Annotated in this window: 12 protein-coding genes; 8 read left to right on the plus strand and 4 right to left on the minus strand. The window is 69.7% G+C overall.

Translation table 11 applies throughout. From position 1 onward, the window contains the following. Nucleotides 1-31: 31 nt before the first annotated feature. Nucleotides 32-1,294 (minus strand): MFS transporter, encoded by a 1,263-nt coding sequence (locus tag LY41_RS11955; RefSeq protein ID WP_253863934.1) that lies wholly within the window; start codon nt 1,292-1,294, stop codon nt 32-34. 68 nt (nt 1,295-1,362) lie between these two features. Here LY41_RS11955 and LY41_RS11960 point away from each other — a divergent pair, with 68 nt between their 5' ends. The 3 genes from LY41_RS11960 (at nt 1,363) to LY41_RS11970 (ending at nt 4,770) form a co-directional block, all read left to right on the plus strand. Continuing rightward, nucleotides 1,363-1,929 (plus strand): ArsR/SmtB family transcription factor, encoded by a 567-nt coding sequence (locus LY41_RS11960; protein ID WP_253863935.1) that lies wholly within the window; start codon nt 1,363-1,365, stop codon nt 1,927-1,929. A gap of 128 nt (nt 1,930-2,057) precedes the next feature. Then, entirely contained in the window at nt 2,058-3,533 is a 1,476-nt protein-coding gene (gene hflX, locus LY41_RS11965) for a GTPase HflX (protein WP_301297036.1), read from the plus strand. A 22-nt stretch (nt 3,534-3,555) separates the two neighbouring features. Next, entirely contained in the window at nt 3,556-4,770 is a 1,215-nt protein-coding gene (locus tag LY41_RS11970; protein ID WP_372493204.1) for a hypothetical protein, read from the plus strand. Between the two features lie 135 nt (nt 4,771-4,905). Here the strand turns inward: LY41_RS11970 and lexA are convergent, their stop codons facing one another. Then, entirely contained in the window at nt 4,906-5,610 is a 705-nt protein-coding gene (lexA, locus tag LY41_RS11975; RefSeq protein WP_372493205.1) for a transcriptional repressor LexA, read from the minus strand. A gap of 489 nt (nt 5,611-6,099) precedes the next feature. On the opposite strand from lexA, the gene LY41_RS11980 reads away from it, so the two are divergent. The 4 genes from LY41_RS11980 (at nt 6,100) to LY41_RS11995 (ending at nt 11,343) form a co-directional block, all read left to right on the plus strand. Next, nucleotides 6,100-6,420, plus strand: a complete 321-nt coding sequence (locus LY41_RS11980) for a LysM peptidoglycan-binding domain-containing protein (protein ID WP_253863936.1) — start codon at nt 6,100-6,102, stop codon at nt 6,418-6,420. Between the two features lie 480 nt (nt 6,421-6,900). After that, nucleotides 6,901-7,362 (plus strand): transcriptional regulator NrdR, encoded by a 462-nt coding sequence (gene nrdR / locus LY41_RS11985; protein WP_253863937.1) that lies wholly within the window; start codon nt 6,901-6,903, stop codon nt 7,360-7,362. Nucleotides 7,363-7,441: 79 nt separating this feature from the next. After that, nucleotides 7,442-10,300, plus strand: coding sequence for a vitamin B12-dependent ribonucleotide reductase (locus LY41_RS11990; protein ID WP_253863938.1), 2,859 nt, complete (start codon nt 7,442-7,444; stop codon nt 10,298-10,300). A gap of 365 nt (nt 10,301-10,665) precedes the next feature. After that, the gene (locus tag LY41_RS11995) at nt 10,666-11,343 is read left to right on the plus strand and encodes a hypothetical protein (RefSeq protein WP_253863939.1); all 678 of its coding nucleotides are present in this window, start codon (nt 10,666-10,668) and stop codon (nt 11,341-11,343) included. A 27-nt stretch (nt 11,344-11,370) separates the two neighbouring features. Here the strand turns inward: LY41_RS11995 and LY41_RS12000 are convergent, their stop codons facing one another. Further along, nucleotides 11,371-13,404, minus strand: a complete 2,034-nt coding sequence (locus LY41_RS12000) for a prolyl oligopeptidase family serine peptidase (RefSeq protein WP_253863940.1) — start codon at nt 13,402-13,404, stop codon at nt 11,371-11,373. Between the two features lie 29 nt (nt 13,405-13,433). Beyond that, nucleotides 13,434-14,345, minus strand: a complete 912-nt coding sequence (locus LY41_RS12005; protein WP_253863941.1) for a serine hydrolase — start codon at nt 14,343-14,345, stop codon at nt 13,434-13,436. A 210-nt stretch (nt 14,346-14,555) separates the two neighbouring features. Between LY41_RS12005 and LY41_RS12010 the strand changes: the two genes are divergently transcribed. Next, on the plus strand, nt 14,556-16,343 hold the full coding sequence (locus LY41_RS12010; RefSeq protein WP_253863942.1) for a Xaa-Pro dipeptidyl-peptidase: 1,788 nt from the start codon (nt 14,556-14,558) through the stop codon (nt 16,341-16,343). Nucleotides 16,344-16,419: the final 76 nt, after the last annotated feature.

Consider the following 16,419-nt stretch of genomic DNA (forward strand, 5'->3'; position numbering starts at 1 on the left):
ACCGGTGAGGAGCCGGTGCCGCGACGGGAGGTCAGCCTTCCCGCTGAGCCGTGACGTCCCCGCTCCGCTCCGACGGCGACGCGCCTCCGGAACGGAGCGGGGACAGGATGAGCAGCGTCGGTGCGCCGAGCATGCAGGCCGCGAACATCCACACCGTCGGACGGAGCCCGACCGTTTCGGCGAGTGCCCCTCCAGCCAGGGCACCCAGCGGCGCGGCGCCCCACGCCACGAACCGGATTCCGGCGTTCATGCGACCGAGCAGGTGCTCCGGGCAGATCGCCTGCCGGTAACTGACCTGGCCGACGTTGTACACGGTCATCCCGTGACCGAGGACCGCGAGCGCGGCGCCGACGAACCATGCTCCGGTGCCCGGCTGTGCGAGCGGTACCACGACTGCCGCCGGTGCGGTGAGCAGCGGCACGAGCCAGATGGTTCGCACGCTGCCGAACAGTCGTGTCCACGTGCCGGCGGTGAACGCGCCGCTCACGGCCCCGAACCCGACCGCGGCCAGGACGGCACCCACCTGGGCAGGCGCGAGTTGGAGGGTGCGGGTCAGATACAGCACCTGCACGGCTGTGAGCACGGCGAACGCGAGGTTGCCGACGGCCGTGTACAACGTCATGGCGCGCAGGTCCCGCCGGCCGACCACGAACCGCAGTCCGTCGCCGATCTCGGCCCGGATCGTGCGATGGCCGCGGGAGACGGGTGCGGGCTCACGGGTGCGGATACGCCCGAGTGCGGCTGCCGACGCGAGGTATCCGATGCCGACGGGAATCACGGCGTGTGCCGCCCCCAGCAACTGTACGAGACCTCCGCCGAGTCCGCGTCCGGTCACGTCGGCGACGGAGTGGCTGGCGTGCAGACCGGTGTTGGCCGCAACGAGCCGGTCCCGGCCGACGAGGCTCGGCAGGTACGACTGGTGCGCGACGTCGAACACGAGTGCGCCGGCTCCGGCCAACAGCGCCACGACGATCAGCTGCGGCATCGTCAGTGCGTCCGCCCACCACGCGAGAGGCACGGTCAGCAGGAGGCAGCCGCGGAGCAGGTTGGCAGTGATCATGAGTGGTTTGCGGCGCACGCGGTCGATCCATACGCCGACGGGCAGGCCGAGGAACAGGAACGCCGCCTTGTCCGCCGCCGTCAGCAGGCCCATCTGCCACGGCGACGCAGTGAGCGCGGTCGCTGCGAGCAACGGAAGGACGGCGCCACCGGTGAACGTGCTCAACTGACTTGCCGACGCTCCGGCCCACAGCCGCCGGAAATCCCGCTGCCGCCATGGGGAGTCCGGTCGCATCGATGCAGTGTGTCCCACTGATTGGAAACCGTCAATCACTGACGCCGCGAGGCACGTATGCTGTGCGGATGGGAGAGCGGCGACGGACGGCGACCGAGGCCGAGGCGAGTGCGCTCGCCTCGGGAATACGCCTGCGGATCATCCGGTTGACCCATCACGAGGGGCTGACCAACAAGGAGATCGCTCAACGGCTCGACCGGGACCCGGCGACGACGCTGCATCACGTGCGCAAACTCGTGGACACGGGCTTTCTCGCCGCCGAACGGCCTCGCAGGGGAGCCCGCGGTGCGAAAGAGATCCCGTACCGCTCGACCGGACTGTCCTGGCGGATCGGCGGCCCGTGGAACGCGCCGGTGGAAGACGCGATGCTCGAGGCGTTCCTGACCGAGATCGCCGACCTCGACCGGGCGGAGCTGCACCAGACGCGGGTGGTCGCACGGTTGCCGGAGGGCAGGCTCGCCGAATTCCGAGCGCGACTGACGGAGCTCATCGACGAGTTCGCGGCAGGTGACGAGCAGGATTGCGACGCGGCATCGGCAGCCACCTCGGACGATGCGGCCGGCCACGCGACCGGGGGCGGTGCGGAACCGCCCGACGCGACCGCCGTCTACCTGGCTCTATACCCCAGTCGGTAAACGGTTCGGCGAATCCGGCGGAACGTGGGACGATGGATCCGTAGGCGCCGTGTACGCGGCGACGACACTCGACATGGAGGCTTGTGAGTAACCCGAATCGCGGCGACGTGCTGACGTCGCGGGCGGACCTGTCCGCCGACACGCCGGACGAGGTGTTCGACGACGCACCGTCGACCGGTGAACTGGAGCTCGAGGACCGTGCGTCACTGCGCCGGGTCGCGGGCCTGTCCACCGAACTCTCCGACATCACCGAGGTCGAGAACCGGCAGCTGCGGCTCGAACATGTCGTGCTCGTCGGCGTGTGGACCGAGGGGACGGCCGCCCAGTCGGAGGCCTCCCTCGACGAACTCGCCCGACTGGCCGAAACGGCGGGCTCGACCGTGCTCGAAGGTCTCGTGCAGCGGCGCAACCGGCCCGATCCGGCGACCTACGTGGGCTCGGGCAAGGTGCGCGAGCTCGCCGACATCGTGACCGCCACGGGTGCGGACACGGTGGTCTGCGACGGCGAGCTCTCGCCCGGTCAGCTGCGCCAGCTCGAGGACAAGCTCAACGTCAAGGTCGTCGACCGCACGGCCCTGATCCTCGACATCTTCGCCCAGCATGCGAGCTCGAAGGAAGGCAAGGCGCAGGTCGAGCTCGCACAGCTGCAGTACCTCATTCCGCGGCTGCGCGGCTGGGGCGACACGTTGTCCCGGCAGGCCGGTGGTCGCGCGGGCAGCAACGGCGGCGTGGGGCTGCGCGGACCGGGTGAGACCAAGCTCGAGATCGACCGCAGGCGCATCAGCAAGCGCGTGGCCAAACTGCGCCGTGAGATCGCGGCGATGGACACGATCCGCGAGACCAAACGCGGCAGGCGTGTCGCGAACGACGTGCCGAGCGTGGCGATCGTCGGTTACACCAACGCGGGCAAGTCGAGCCTGCTCAACGCGGTGACCGACGCCGGTGTGCTGGTCGAGGACGCGCTGTTCGCCACGCTCGACCCGACGACCCGCCGCGCCGTCACTCCCGACGGCAGGGCGTACACGTTGACCGACACCGTCGGCTTCGTCCGGCACCTGCCGCACCAGCTCGTGGATGCCTTCCGTTCGACGCTCGACGAGGCCGTCGCCGCCGATGTGCTGCTGCACATCGTCGACGGCTCCGATCCGGCACCCGAAGAGCAGGTGCAGGCAGTGCGGACCGTGTTGGCCGAGATCGGCAGCACACGCTCCGAGTCGCTACCGCCCGAGCTGATCGTCATCAACAAGGCCGACGCCGCCGATGACGTGTCGCTGGCCCGCCTGCGGCACCTGTTGCCGGAGGCCCATGTCGTCTCGGCCCGTACGCAGCACGGTGTCGAGAAGCTGGTCGCCGCGATCGCGGACCGGTTGCCGCGACCGGAGAAGCCGGTCGACGTGCTCGTGCCGTACGCGCGGGGTGAGCTCGTCGCGCGTACGCACGCCGAGGGTGAGGTGCTGACCGAGGACCACACTGCCGACGGCACACGGCTGTGTGCGCGGGTGCACGCGGACCTGGCCGGTGCCCTGGAGCCGTACCGCACCGAGGCCGATGGCGCGGCCGGATCGGGCGATGCGGGCGGTCCGGTCGGCGAACCGGCGTCCTGACCGCGTGCGACCCCGTCGGACGGTGGATGCCCGTACCGGGCGCACCACCGTCGGGACCCCGGCCCGCGTTCTGCGTGCCGGGGTTCTGACCGCCGTCGCCCTGTCCGCCGCCGTCGCTCTGTCCGCTGTCTCCCTGTCTGCTGCCGTCGCGCTGGGGCTTCCGGCCGCCGCCCCGATGGCGGAGGCCCGGCCGCCCGGCGGTGATCCGCCCGCGCCCGAAGCGGTGTGCCGCGTCGACGACCCCGCGCTGGCCGAGGCATCGGGACTGGTGGCCGATGCGGACCGGTGGTACGTCGTCAACGACGGGGGCGTGGACCTTCGGGTCTATGCACTCGATCGGAACTGCGTCGTCGCCGACGTGATCACCGACCCCGCGGACCCGTACGACGTCGAAGATCTCGCGAGGGCCGCCGACGGTACGTTCTGGCTCGCCGACGTCGGCGACAACCGCATGGCCCGGGAGACCGTGGCACTGCACGCACTCCGTCCCGGCGAAGGGTCCACGCTCCACCGGCTCACGTATCCCGACGGCCCGCACGACGCCGAGGCGATGATCCTCGGTCCCGAGGGCACACCGCACATCATCACGAAGAGCATGACCGGATCTTCGGACGTGTACCGCCCGGCGACAGCACTGCGGACCCCCGGGCCGACTCCGTTGGAGCGGGTCGGCACGGTGCAGGTCTCTCCGACGGGAACGCCCGGCGGGCCGGTCGGCGCCGCCGGGTCACTGCTCGTCACAGGTGCCGCGTCGAGCCACGACGGGACGGTCGTCGCGGTCCGCACCTACACCGACGCCTACCTGTACCCGGCGCCCGACGGCGACGTCGTCACAGCGCTCCGGCGCGACCCGGTACGGGTACCGCTGCCTGACGAACCGCAGGGTGAGGCGATCGCGTTCCAACCGGACGGGGCGCTCGTGTCCGTGAGTGAGGGAGTCGGGAATCCGGTCCGCCTCGTTCCGGACGCCACGGCGCTGGTCTCCGGCGCGGCAGGGAACGGGACTCCCGGTGACGACGGTGCGGGCGCAGGACCGGACGGCGATTCCGGGTCGACCGTGACCGGGCCTGGCGGGCCCGACAGCGGCCGACGACAGGCCGACGCCCGGTCGGCGGCCGATTCCCGGCAGCACGACGACGCGCCGGGTTTTCCGATCCTGCCGGTCACCGCAGGCGTCGTCGTGATTGCCCTGGCCGTGGCACTCCTCGTGACCGTCGTGCGTCGTCGTAAGCGGTGATGGTCGTGGCCGGTGACGGCCGGGAGCGGTGGGCGCCGGGATACCCGAGCGTGTGCACCCGACCCGGAGCGCCGGGAGCCTCTCCGCAGCGGGATCCCTGTGCGGTGGGGCATCCTCACACGGCCGGGTGTGGTGTCAGAGCCGGCGTAGCACTGCGACCACTTTGCCGAGGATCTCGGCATCGTCGCCCGGGATCGGCTCGTAGGCGTCGTTGTGCGGCAGCAACCAGATGTGGCCGTCCTTGCGCTTGAACGTCTTGACGGTCGCCTCGCCGTCGATCATGGCCGCCACGATCTCGCCGTTCTCCGCGTCCTCCTGCTGACGCACGACGACCCAGTCGCCGTCGGTGATGGCCGCGTCGACCATGGAGTCACCGGTGACGCTGAGCAGGAACAGATTTCCCTCGCCGACCAGGTCCTTCGGCAACGGGAAGACGTCTTCGACCGCCTGCTCGGCCAGCACCGGACCACCGGCGGCGATGCGGCCGACCATCGGCACGAAGGCCGGAGTCGGCCGGTCTTCGGACGGGTTCACCTTCGAGATGGAGTCCGTCGTCAGCATGCCGACGGCGCGCGGGCGGTTGGGGTCCCGCCGCAGATAGCCCTTGCGCTGCAGCGCGCCGAGCTGATGGTGCACCGACGAGGTGGAGGTCAGGCCGACCGCCTCGCCGATCTCGCGGACACTCGGTGGGTAGCCGTAGCGGTCCACCCACCACCGGATCACGGCCAGCACGCGCTGCTGCCGTGGTGTGAGGCCTTCCTCGGTGACCTCCGGCAGATCGTGGACGGTGCCGCCGGGACCGCGCTTGCCGCCGGTCTCGTCATGGGTCTTGCGTGCCACCGTGTCGCCTCCCAGTCGCGGGCAGCGGACGGCTGCCCGGTGATCGCGGTGCCGTACGGCTGCCGCGAGTCGTCGTGTACTCGGTCGTGTTCGGCGGGCCGCCACACGCCGTGATGGCCGGATGGCACGCCGTACACCTCCGACGCTAGCTTGCCCGACCGCGAATCTCAAACATCTGTTCGAGGGACACGCCGCTCGGGTCTCGATTTTGTCGGACCCGGGTGGTACACATCGTACACGCGTTCGATCGATCGGATGTTCGAGGAGGTGGCCATGTCGATCGTACTGCAGCGGGAGCAGCCGCTGGAGCACGGACATGCGAGGTATAGCAGTGCCGTGACCTGCCGTGTGGATGCGGGGTCCGGCAGGTCGGGGAGCGGGGGTGTTCGCGTTCGGCGAACGGCCGAGTGGGTCCGAGTGGTCCCGGTCGCCGAGCCGTGCCGGCCACCGACGAGACGTGCCCCGGTCCGTCCTCGTACCCGACGTCCGGTGAGAGCATGTTCGCGAACCCGGCCCACGTCGCAGGTGTGGCTTCTCGCCGCGGTGGCGATCGGTGTGTTCTGCTTCGTGGTGGCGGTCGGGTCGATCGCCAACGCGCTCGCCGTCGTGAGCGACGCCGGCGTCGGCGCGGTGCCTGCGGAGACGGCGGTGGTGTCGGTGGGTGCGGGGGAGACGCTCTGGGATCTCGCCGAGGCGGCCGCCCCCGACGCGAACCCGGCCGCGGTCGTGACTCGTATCCGGGAGCTCAACGATCTGGCCGGTGGCACCGTGCGGGTCGGCACACCGCTGGTGGTGCCAGCAGGGTCGTGACGGCCGGGTCGCGAAGGTCAGGTCGTGAGGGTTGCGGACCGCCTCTCCTGCGGATTCCTCCGGAGTGGCGCTCGAGCCGACTCCCCCGCGATGGTGAGCTATGTCGGTGATCACTCGCCGGAGGGTTGTGTCAGCTTGCGCGGCGGGTGGGTGGACTCTTAAGCTCAGCCCCCACATCTAGTAGTTACACGGCTGTAGTTGGTCCACAAGTTGGGGTAGGATCGGACAGAGTTATCCACAGCTCGTCGGTCTTCGCCCACCGGGTATCCACAGCCCGATCACCAGGGCGGACCTGGTGATCGGCAGTCTCCGCCGAAGCTCCACGACCGGTGTCGCCGCCGGTCGTCGAGTCGGCGGGTGATCGAGAGTTGTCGGCGGTGCGTCAGGGACGCACCGGCAGCCGGTCGCCACGTGAGGTGACTCGGCGACGGTCGATGGCGCACGGTGCGCCATCATCTGTGAAGCGGGAGGTGTTCGGTCATGCGGTGTCCGTTCTGCAGGCATGCCGAGTCTCGCGTCGTCGATTCTCGTGAGGTGGACGAAGGGCAGGCGATCCGGCGTCGGCGTTCGTGCTCGCAGTGCGGCCGTCGGTTCACGACCTCGGAGTCGATGGTCCTCGCCGTCGTCAAACGGTCCGGGGTGACGGAACAGTTCAGCAGGGACAAGGTCATTCGGGGAGTGCACCGGGCCTGCCAGGGGCGTCCGGTCGACGACGACGCGCTGCAGCAACTCGCGCAGCGGGTGGAGGAGTCGATCAGGGCCGCCGGCGTGGCGGAGATCCCGAGTCATGAGGTCGGGTTGGCGATCCTCGGACCGTTGCGGGAGCTGGACGCTGTGGCATATCTGCGGTTCGCGAGTGTTTACCGCGGGTTCTCCTCCATCGAAGACTTCGAGAAGGAGATCACGGACCTTCGTCAGGCGATTGCGGATTCAGTCGACTGAGGGCCTCGGTCGACAGCGGGAGTAAATGCGGACGGCGCATCGGCGTCGCCGCTTGGTGTCAATCGCGGGAGTGGGAGTCATGACAGAAACGGTCGGAGCCGGCGCCGAGACCTCGAAGACGTCGAAGAAGCGGTCCGGTGGCGGCAGTGGCGCACGGAAGGGCCTGCAGGTCCGCCGTGTGTTCACGACCGAGGGGGTGCACCCGTACGACGAGGTCACGTGGGAGAGGCGTGACGTCGTCATGACCAACTGGCGCGACGGGACGGTGAACTTCGAGCAGCGGGGCGTCGAGTTCCCCGAGTCCTGGTCGATCAACGCCACGAACATCGTCACCAGCAAGTACTTCCGGGGTGCGGCGGGCAGCCCGGAGCGGGAGAACAGCCTCAAACAGCTGATCGACCGCGTCGTGAAGACCTACGTCGCCTCGGGTACCGAACACGGCTACTTCGCCTCGCCTGCCGACGCGGAGATCTTCGAGCACGAACTCACCTGGATGCTGCTCCACCAGGTGTTCAGCTTCAACTCGCCGGTCTGGTTCAACGTCGGCACCGCGTCCAAGCAACAGGTCTCGGCGTGCTTCATCCTGTCGGTCGACGACACCATGGAGTCGATCCTCGACTGGTACAAGGAAGAGGGCCGCATCTTCAAGGGCGGCTCCGGCGCCGGTCTGAACCTGTCGCGGATCCGCTCCTCGAAGGAGCTCCTCTCCTCCGGCGGTACGGCCTCCGGCCCGGTGTCGTTCATGCGCGGTGCCGACGCCTCGGCGGGCACGATCAAGTCGGGCGGTGCGACCCGCCGTGCGGCGAAGATGGTGGTGCTCGACGTCGACCACCCCGACGTCGAGGAGTTCATCGACACCAAGGCCAAGGAAGAGCACAAGATCCGGGCGCTCCGCGACGGCGGCTTCGACATGGACCTGGGCGGCACCGACATCGCGTCGGTGCAGTACCAGAACGCGAACAACTCGGTGCGCGTGTCCGACGAGTTCATGCGGGCCGTCGAGTCGGACGACAAGTTCGGCATGCGTGCCCGCGCCACCGGTGAGGTCATCGACCACACCGAGGCGAAGCCGCTGTTCCGCAAGATGGCGCAGGCGGCGTGGGAATGTGCCGACCCGGGCCTGCAGTACGACGACACGATCAACGACTGGCACACGTGCCCCGAGTCCGGCCGGATCACCGCATCCAACCCGTGCTCGGAGTACATGCACCTCGACAACTCGAGCTGCAACCTGGCGTCGCTGAACCTGCTCAAGTTCCTGTCCGACGACGGTTCGTTCGACGCGCAGCTGTTCGCGAGTGCGGTCGAGCTGGTCATCACGGCGATGGACATCTCGATCTGCTTCGCCGACTTCCCGACCGAGGCGATCGGTGACACGACGCGGAAGTACCGCCAGCTGGGCATCGGCTACGCCAACCTGGGCGCGCTGCTCATGGCGACGGGCCACGCCTACGACTCCGACGGCGGCCGTGCGCTCGCGGCGTCGATCACCTCGCTGATGACCGCGGTGTCGTACCGGCGTTCCGCCGAGATGGCAGGTGTGGTCGGCCCGTACGAGGGCTACGCCCGCAACGCCGAAGGCCACCAGCGGGTCATGCGTAAGCACGCCGCCGCGAACGAGCTCGTGCGGACGTTGCACCGCAACGACGCGGACGTCCGTGCACTGGCCACGGACGAATGGAAGCGTGGCATCGAGGTCGGTGAGCGCGCAGGCTGGCGCAACGCGCAGGCCAGTGTGCTCGCGCCCACGGGCACGATCGGCTTCATGATGGACTGCGACACCACCGGCATCGAGCCGGACTTCTCGCTGGTGAAGTTCAAGAAGCTCGTCGGCGGCGGGTCGATGCAGATCGTCAACAACGCTGCCCCGCGTGCCCTCCGTTCCCTGGGCTACCAGGAGGAGCAGGTCGAGGCGATCGTCGACTACATCGCCCAGCACGGCCACGTCATCGACGCGCCGGGGCTGCGGAGCGAGCACTACGAGGTGTTCGACTGTGCGGTCGGTGAGCGTTCCATCGCTCCGATGGGCCACGTGCGCATGATGGCTGCGGTGCAGCCCTTCATCTCGGGTGCAATCTCCAAGACCGTCAACATGCCGGAGGCGGCGACGGTCGACGAGGTCGCGGAGATCTACTTCGAAGGCTGGAGGCTCGGCCTGAAGGCGCTGGCGATCTACCGGGACAACTGCAAGGTCGGTCAGCCGCTGTCGACGGGCAAGCAGGAGAAGGGCGAGGCCGAGCCGGAGAAGGTCGTCGAGTACCGCCCGGTGCGCAAGCGCCTGCCGAAGAAGCGCCCGAGCCAGACGGTGTCGTTCACCGTCGCCGGTGCCGAGGGGTACCTGACGGCCGGGTCGTACCCGGACGACGGGCTCGGCGAGATCTTCGTCAAGCTCGGTAAGCAGGGTTCGACGCTCGCGGGCGTGATGGACGCCTTCTCGATGTCGATCTCGGTGGGGTTGCAGTACGGCATTCCGCTCGAGTTCTACGTGCAGAAGTTCCAGAACCTGCGGTTCGAGCCGGCCGGTATGACCGACGATCCGGACGTGCGGATGGCGACCAGCGTGCTGGACTACCTGTTCCGCAGGCTTGCGCTGGACTACCTGCCGCACGAGAAGCGCGCCCAGCTCGGCATCTTCACTGCCGACGAGCGAGCGGCCCAGGTCGAGGCCGAGTACAGCGGCGGCGGTTCGGACAGCGACGGTGTCGATCTGGAGACACTGCGCAGCACCGTGGACTTCGGCGGCACGCATGTTGTCGAGCAGGCGGCGGATGACGAGAGTGCGTCCGGGGGCGAGGCGCACACGACCACCGAGCTGGTGGAGCTGCAGCTCGGCAAGGCCGCGGACGCCCCGCTGTGCATGACCTGCGGGACGAAGATGCGGCCCGCAGGGTCGTGCTACGCCTGCGAGGGTTGCGGCGCCACGTCGGGCTGCAGCTGACCACCGGGCACCGTGCCACCTCCGCCGAGGAGATTGCGTCGAGGTGACCGTCCGGTGTGAGCGATGACGAGGGCCGGGGATCATGCCGATCCCCGGCCCTCGTTCGTGGGTGCGGCCCGGTGCGGTGCTGTCGCCCGATGGCGTGACGTTCGGTATCGCCCGTCGTGCCGTATGCGCTGCCGTCGAGTTCACTGTGGCAGGAATTCACTGTGTCAGGAACGGGTGGCCGTAGGCGCCTGCCGGTGGGGCTTCCGGCGTGAACGCGGTCGCGGCAACGGGTGTGGACCGCGGAGTGCGTGCCCGGCGGCCGGCCCGAACACGTCACGTCACCTGCTCGCAGGTCGACCACCGAGCGAAGGGATGGCATGAGCACGTCGAGAACAGGATTGGTGACCGGCCTGGCCGTGTCGGTACTGACCATGGCTATTGCGGTTCCCGCGGCGGCCGGCGAGCGCGATGACGCACTGTTGCGGCCGGGCGCTCATCTCCCGGCGGCCGAGAGCCCTGTGCACGTCCACTGCGACGTCCCCGCCGAGGCCGACGAGCAGATTCTCGTGATCATCGAGAACGTGCTCGACGCCGAGGAGGCAGGAGCGAAGGTGCGGTTGGCCGCCTACGAGGCGGCATGGGTGGAATCGCACGCCAACGATCTCGACTGCGGGCATGCGTCGTCGATCGGCGTGTTCCAGCAGCGGCCGGACTACGGGTGGGTCAACGCCGCTGATCCGGAGCTGGCGACGTACGACTTCCTGCACGGCAACCCGTCGGACGGCACGACGGGCGCGATCGACCAGGACGCGGCGAATCCCGACTTCACCGCCGGACAGATCGCTCAGGCCGTGCAACGGTCGGCCTATCCCGACCGCTACGACGAAGCCGAGCCCATCGCGCTCGAGCTGCAGGAACGCGCCGAGGAACTCACGCAGGACGCCCCGGACGCCCCGGACGCCCCGGACGCCCCGGACGCCCCGGACGCCCCGGACGCCCCGGACGCCCCGGATGCCCCGGATGCCCCGGACGTCCCGGACTTCGCAGAAGCGTGAGACGTGCCGGGGCACACCCGGTCGGCGTCAGCCGCCGAGGCGTTCCCAGAGGAACTCGTAGGCCAGCGCCGTCTTGAACGCCAGCTGTGCGTTGTCGGCCGCTCCGCCGTGACCGCCTTCGATGTTCTCGTAGTAGCGGACGTTCTCCGGTGAGTAGCCGGATTCGAGCAGCCGCGCCACCATTTTGCGCGCGTGCCCGGGATGCACGCGGTCGTCCCGCGTGGACGTGAGCATCAGCAGCGGGGGATAGGGCTGTCCACTCCGGACGTTCTGGTACGGCGAGTAGGCGCGGATGTGGTCCCACTGCTCGGCATCGTCGGGGTCGCCGTACTCGGCCATCCACGATGCACCCGCCAGCAACAGGTGATACCGCCCCATGTCGAGTAGCGGCACCTGGCACACGATCGCACCGAACAGTTCCGGATAGCGCGTGAGCATCACTCCCATGAGCAGGCCGCCGTTGCTGCCGCCCTGGATGCCGAGCCGATCGCGCGTGGTGATGCCGCGCTCGGTGAGATCCTGTGCCACGGCGGCGAAGTCCTCGTGGACACGGTGGCGGTGCTCCTTGATGGCCTGGTTGTGCCAGTCCGGTCCGTATTCGCCGCCGCCGCGAATGTTGGCGAGCACGTAGGTTCCCCCACGTGCGAGCCAGGCACGGCCGACGACGCCGCTGTAGTACGGCGTCTGCGACACCTCGAAGCCGCCGTAGCCGCCGAGCAGCGTCGGCCCGGGCTCGGTACCGGGCTCGCGCACCACGAAGTACGGGATTTCGGTGCCGTCGGCCGACGTGGCGAAGAACTGCTCGGTCGTCAGGCCGGAGGCGTCGAACCGCGCCGGCGCCTCCTTCAGCGTTTCGTAGCGGCCGCCGACGACACCGCGGACGAGCGAGGACGGCTGCGTGAATCCCGTGACCTCGAGCAGGAACTCGTCGTCGAGGTCGGGCTCGGTGTCGATCAGGTCGACGGTGCCGACGTCGGGAACTCCGGTGAGCGGCTCGTCGCGCCAGCCGTCGTTGCCGGGGGTGAGCACGCGCAGTCTGGTCTTCACATCGCTGAGAGTGCCGACGATCAGGTGGTTGCGGGTCCAGGCGTAGTAGTCCAGCGACGTGTGGGCGTCCGGGGAGAACAGTGCGGTCATCGTGGTGTTCCCGGCGAGGAAGTCCTCGAGCCGGGCCGCCAGGAGCGCCCCCGCGGGGTGGTCGCCCCACGGAGTGCGCGTGCGGACCAGCAGCCATTCCCGGTGCAACGACGCGACGGCGTCGTCGGGTACGTCGATGTGCACGAGCCCGTCGTCGGTGTGCAGGTAGAGTTCGCTGCGGTAGAATTCGACGTTCCGCCGAACCAGGTCGCGTTCCCACCCTTCGGTCGGGTCGTGGAAGCCACGGACCGCGACATCGTCGGGTTTGCCTTCGAAGACGGTGTCGGCGTCCTCGAGCGGCGTGCCGCGCCGCCAGCGTTTCACCACGCGCGGGTACCCCGACGTGGTGAGCGAGCCCTCGCCGAAGTCCGTGCCGACGTAGATCGTGTCGGCGTCGATCCAGCTGACCGAGCTCTTCGCCTCGGGCAGCTGGAATCCGTCGGCGACGAACTCGCGGCGCTGGAGATCGAACTCGCGGACCACCGCGGCGTCCGCTCCGCCGCGCGAGAGTTCGACGAGGCAGCGGTCCAGCGACGGCCGCAGTACCGCGGCGCCCTGCCACACCCAGTTCTCGTCTTCGGCGTCGGCCAGCGCGCCGACGTCGATGAGGACGTCCCACTCCGGGTCGGCCGTGCGGTACTCGGCGAGGGTGGTGCGGCGCCACAGTCCCCGGGGGTGCTGCGCGTCGCGCCAGAAGTTGTACAGGAACTCGCCGCGCCGCACGACGTACGGAATCCGGTCGTCGGCGTCGAGGGTTTCGCGCAACCGGTCCTGCAGAGCCGTGAAGCGGGGACGGTCGGTGTAGGCGGCCGTCGTCTCGGCGTTGCGGGCGCGCACCCAGTCGAGCGCGCGTTCGCCGGTCACGTCCTCGAGCCAGCGGTGCGGATCGTCGGGGGTCGTGGCGGGATCGGGCACGTCGGTCATGCGCCCAGTCTGCCAGCAGGCGCGGAGAGTCAGCCGCCGCCGAGGGCACGGGCCAGGGCCCGCGCGCCGGCCGTCAGTGCGTCCCGTGCCGTGGCGAAATCGGTGTCGCCCGGCAGGACCACGGGCAGGGCGACGACGAAACGGCCGCCCGCACCGACGACACCGGTCGTGTTCAGCACCACGTCGTCGCCGACCGGCATCCAGCCCTGCTTCACCGCCACGGTGTCGTTCCCGAAGGCCGCAGGCAGGCCGAATCGCTGGTCGAAGCCGTCGGCGGCGGTTGCGTCGAAGTGGGCGAGCGTGCCGAGCACCGCTTCGCGCGCGGATCGGGGCAGGTCCTGCTGCAGGTAGGTGTAGGTGCGCACGATGTCACGGGGACTCATGCGGGTGAGTTCCCATTCGTCGGCCTCGTCGGGCGGTGTCGTGGCGTCCAGCCCGACGAGCTCGGCGGTGCGGTCGACGATGGCGGCACCGCCGAACTCGTCCCACAGCCGGCTCGCTGCGGCATCGTCGCTGGCCGACAGCATGGCGGTCAGATCCGAGCCGGTGTCGCCGCCGGGGGCGTGCCAGCCGTGGTGGCGGAGTACGTCGATGGCGATGAGCAACTTGACGACGGAGGCCGTGTAATGGGGCTCGTCGGGATCGGTCGCGACGGCCATCGCCCCGGTCCGCCGGTCGTGGACGGCCAGACCCGCCGTCGAACCGGGCACGACACCGTTGATCGCGTCGGTGACGGCCGCGGCCGTCTGCGTGCGCTCACGCGGTGTCGACGGAGGTTCGAGTGTGGTGGCGTCCTGGCCACGGCCGGGGGCGGCCGCGATCACGGAGCGGCCGGTGTGCTCTGCGGTCGGATCGTGCAGGGCTCCGCCTGCGGTGAGCGTGACGCCCGCCGCCAGCACGGCCCCGGTGACGGCACCGGCCGCGACGACACGATGTCCCATGCCTCCATCCGACCATGTCTCGGTGGGTTTCGCCGGGGACGTGTCGGCGCGGGATCTCGGTGACACGTCATCCGAAAGTCGGTGATTTCCCCGCTTCCGGCGGTTTCTGCGCGATCTTGACAGCCTCGCGGATCGGCGGAAGGGTCGTGCCGCTCGCGTGCGCGGTGCCGAGCGCACCGTCCCTGCCCGACGAACCGACCGAGGTGTTCCGTGTTGAGAGCCAGGTGGAGAGCCAGCCGTTTCGCCCCGTTGCTGACCGCCGTGATCGCGCTGCCGTTGCTGGCCCCCGCTGCGGCCGCCGAGTCCGCGGGCTCACCGCAGCGGCCCGTGTTCGCGGACGGGCAAGCACAGCCGGTGTTCGATTCCGGCGACGTCGTGCGGGAGAACCTGTGGGTACGTGCACCGGTCGACAGCGACCGGGACGGCGCCGACGACGAGGTGCACGTCCGGGTCGTGCGGCCGGCCGAGACCGAGCAGGGTGTGCAGGTGCCGGTGGTCTACACCGCGAGCCCGTACTTCGCGGGCGGCAACGACGTGCAGAACCACGACGTCGACGTGGAACTGTACGTGCCGAGGGCGGAGATGACGTCCCGGTACGAGGACTATCTGCTGTCGCGCGGTTTCGCCGTGGTCTACGCCGAATCGCTCGGAACCGGCGCGTCGACGGGATGCCCGACGACGGGAGGTGAGAACGAGACGATCGGTGCCACCTCCGTCGTGGACTGGCTGAACGGGCGCGCCTCGGCACGTACCGGTGACGGTGATCGGGTGCAGGCGGACTGGACCACCGGCAGGACGGCGATGATGGGTGTGTCCTACAACGGGACGTTGCCGAACGCCGTCGCGAGCACCGGGGTCGACGGGCTCGAGACGATCGTGCCGATCGCGGCGATCTCCGAGTGGTACGACTACTACCGGGAGAACGGTGCCGTCGTCGCGCCCGGCGGTTTCCAGGGTGAGGACGCCGACGTGCTCGCCGAGTACGTCTACACCCGCGAGGACCGGGAGATCTGCCGCCCGGTGATCGACGAGCTGGCACGGGAACAGGATCGGATCACCGGCGACGACAGTGAATTCTGGCAGCGCCGGTCCTACCGCGACGATGCGGCGGACGTGGAGGCCTCGGTGCTGGCCGTGCACGGCCTGGCCGACTGGAACGTGACGTTCAGCCAGACCGCGCGCTGGTACGAGGCGCTGGCCGAGCACGGGGTCGAGCGGAAGATCTGGCTGCACCAGGCCGCGCACACCGACCCGTACGGCGTGCGCAAGGAGGAATGGCTGCGGACGCTGAACCGCTGGTTCTCCCACTACCTCTACGACGTCGACAACGGCATCGACACGGAACCGCGCGCGACGATCCAGCGCGAGGACGAGTCGTGGCACGACGAGGCGGACTGGCCCGCGGCCGGTGCCGACGATGCGGAACTGCACCTGCGGCCCGGCGGTGACGGTGTCGGCGGGCTGTCGCCGGACGGCATGGCGCGCGGCCGGCCGGTGACGGAGTCGCTGACCGACGACGCGTCGAAGACGGTGGAGCAGCTCGCGGACGCCGGGGCGTCGCCGCACCGGTTGCGCTACACCACCGGAGCTCTCGCAAGCCCGATGCGGCTGAGCGGGACCCCGTCGGTCGATCTGCGCCTCTCGTTCGACCGGCCCGCGGCGAACGTGACCGGCGTACTCGTCGATCGCGGTCACGACGGCACGTCGCACGTCATCACGCGCGGCTGGGCGGATCCGCAGAACCGCCACGACCGCGCCTCGACCCGGCCCGTCCGCCCGGGGCAGTCGTACCGGCTCTCGTTCGACCTGCAGCCGCAGGACTACGTGCTGGACGCGGGGCACCGGCTGGAGTTCGTGGTGCTCTCCAGCGACCACGACTTCACGCTGCGGCCGCGGCCGGGCGCGGGCGTCGCGGTGGACGTGAAGCATTCCTCGGTCACGGTGCCGATCGTCGGCACCGGGGGCGCCGTGCGGCCGGTGGCGGGCGCGGGAGGGTAGCGCCCGCCACCGACAGTTCCGCCCCGCGCCGGTCGCACGGTGGCGAGTTATCCACGTCGGACCGGAGTGTCCACAG

It is taken from the genome of Prauserella halophila (genome assembly GCF_024171895.1).
Lineage (GTDB): Bacteria > Actinomycetota > Actinomycetes > Mycobacteriales > Pseudonocardiaceae > Prauserella > Prauserella halophila.

Excerpts from the sequence above, each read along its gene's own strand:
- LY41_RS11955 (WP_253863934.1), bottom strand. The coding sequence starts at position 1,294 with ATGCGACCGGACTCCCCATGGCGGCAGCGGGATTTCCGGCGGCTGTGG.
- LY41_RS11960 (WP_253863935.1), top strand. The coding sequence starts at position 1,363 with ATGGGAGAGCGGCGACGGACGGCGACCGAGGCCGAGGCGAGTGCGCTC.
- nrdR (WP_253863937.1), top strand. The coding sequence starts at position 6,901 with ATGCGGTGTCCGTTCTGCAGGCATGCCGAGTCTCGCGTCGTCGATTCT.
- LY41_RS11990 (WP_253863938.1), top strand. The coding sequence starts at position 7,442 with ATGACAGAAACGGTCGGAGCCGGCGCCGAGACCTCGAAGACGTCGAAG.
- LY41_RS11995 (WP_253863939.1), top strand. The coding sequence starts at position 10,666 with ATGAGCACGTCGAGAACAGGATTGGTGACCGGCCTGGCCGTGTCGGTA.
- LY41_RS12000 (WP_253863940.1), bottom strand. The coding sequence starts at position 13,404 with ATGACCGACGTGCCCGATCCCGCCACGACCCCCGACGATCCGCACCGC.
- LY41_RS12005 (WP_253863941.1), bottom strand. The coding sequence starts at position 14,345 with ATGGGACATCGTGTCGTCGCGGCCGGTGCCGTCACCGGGGCCGTGCTG.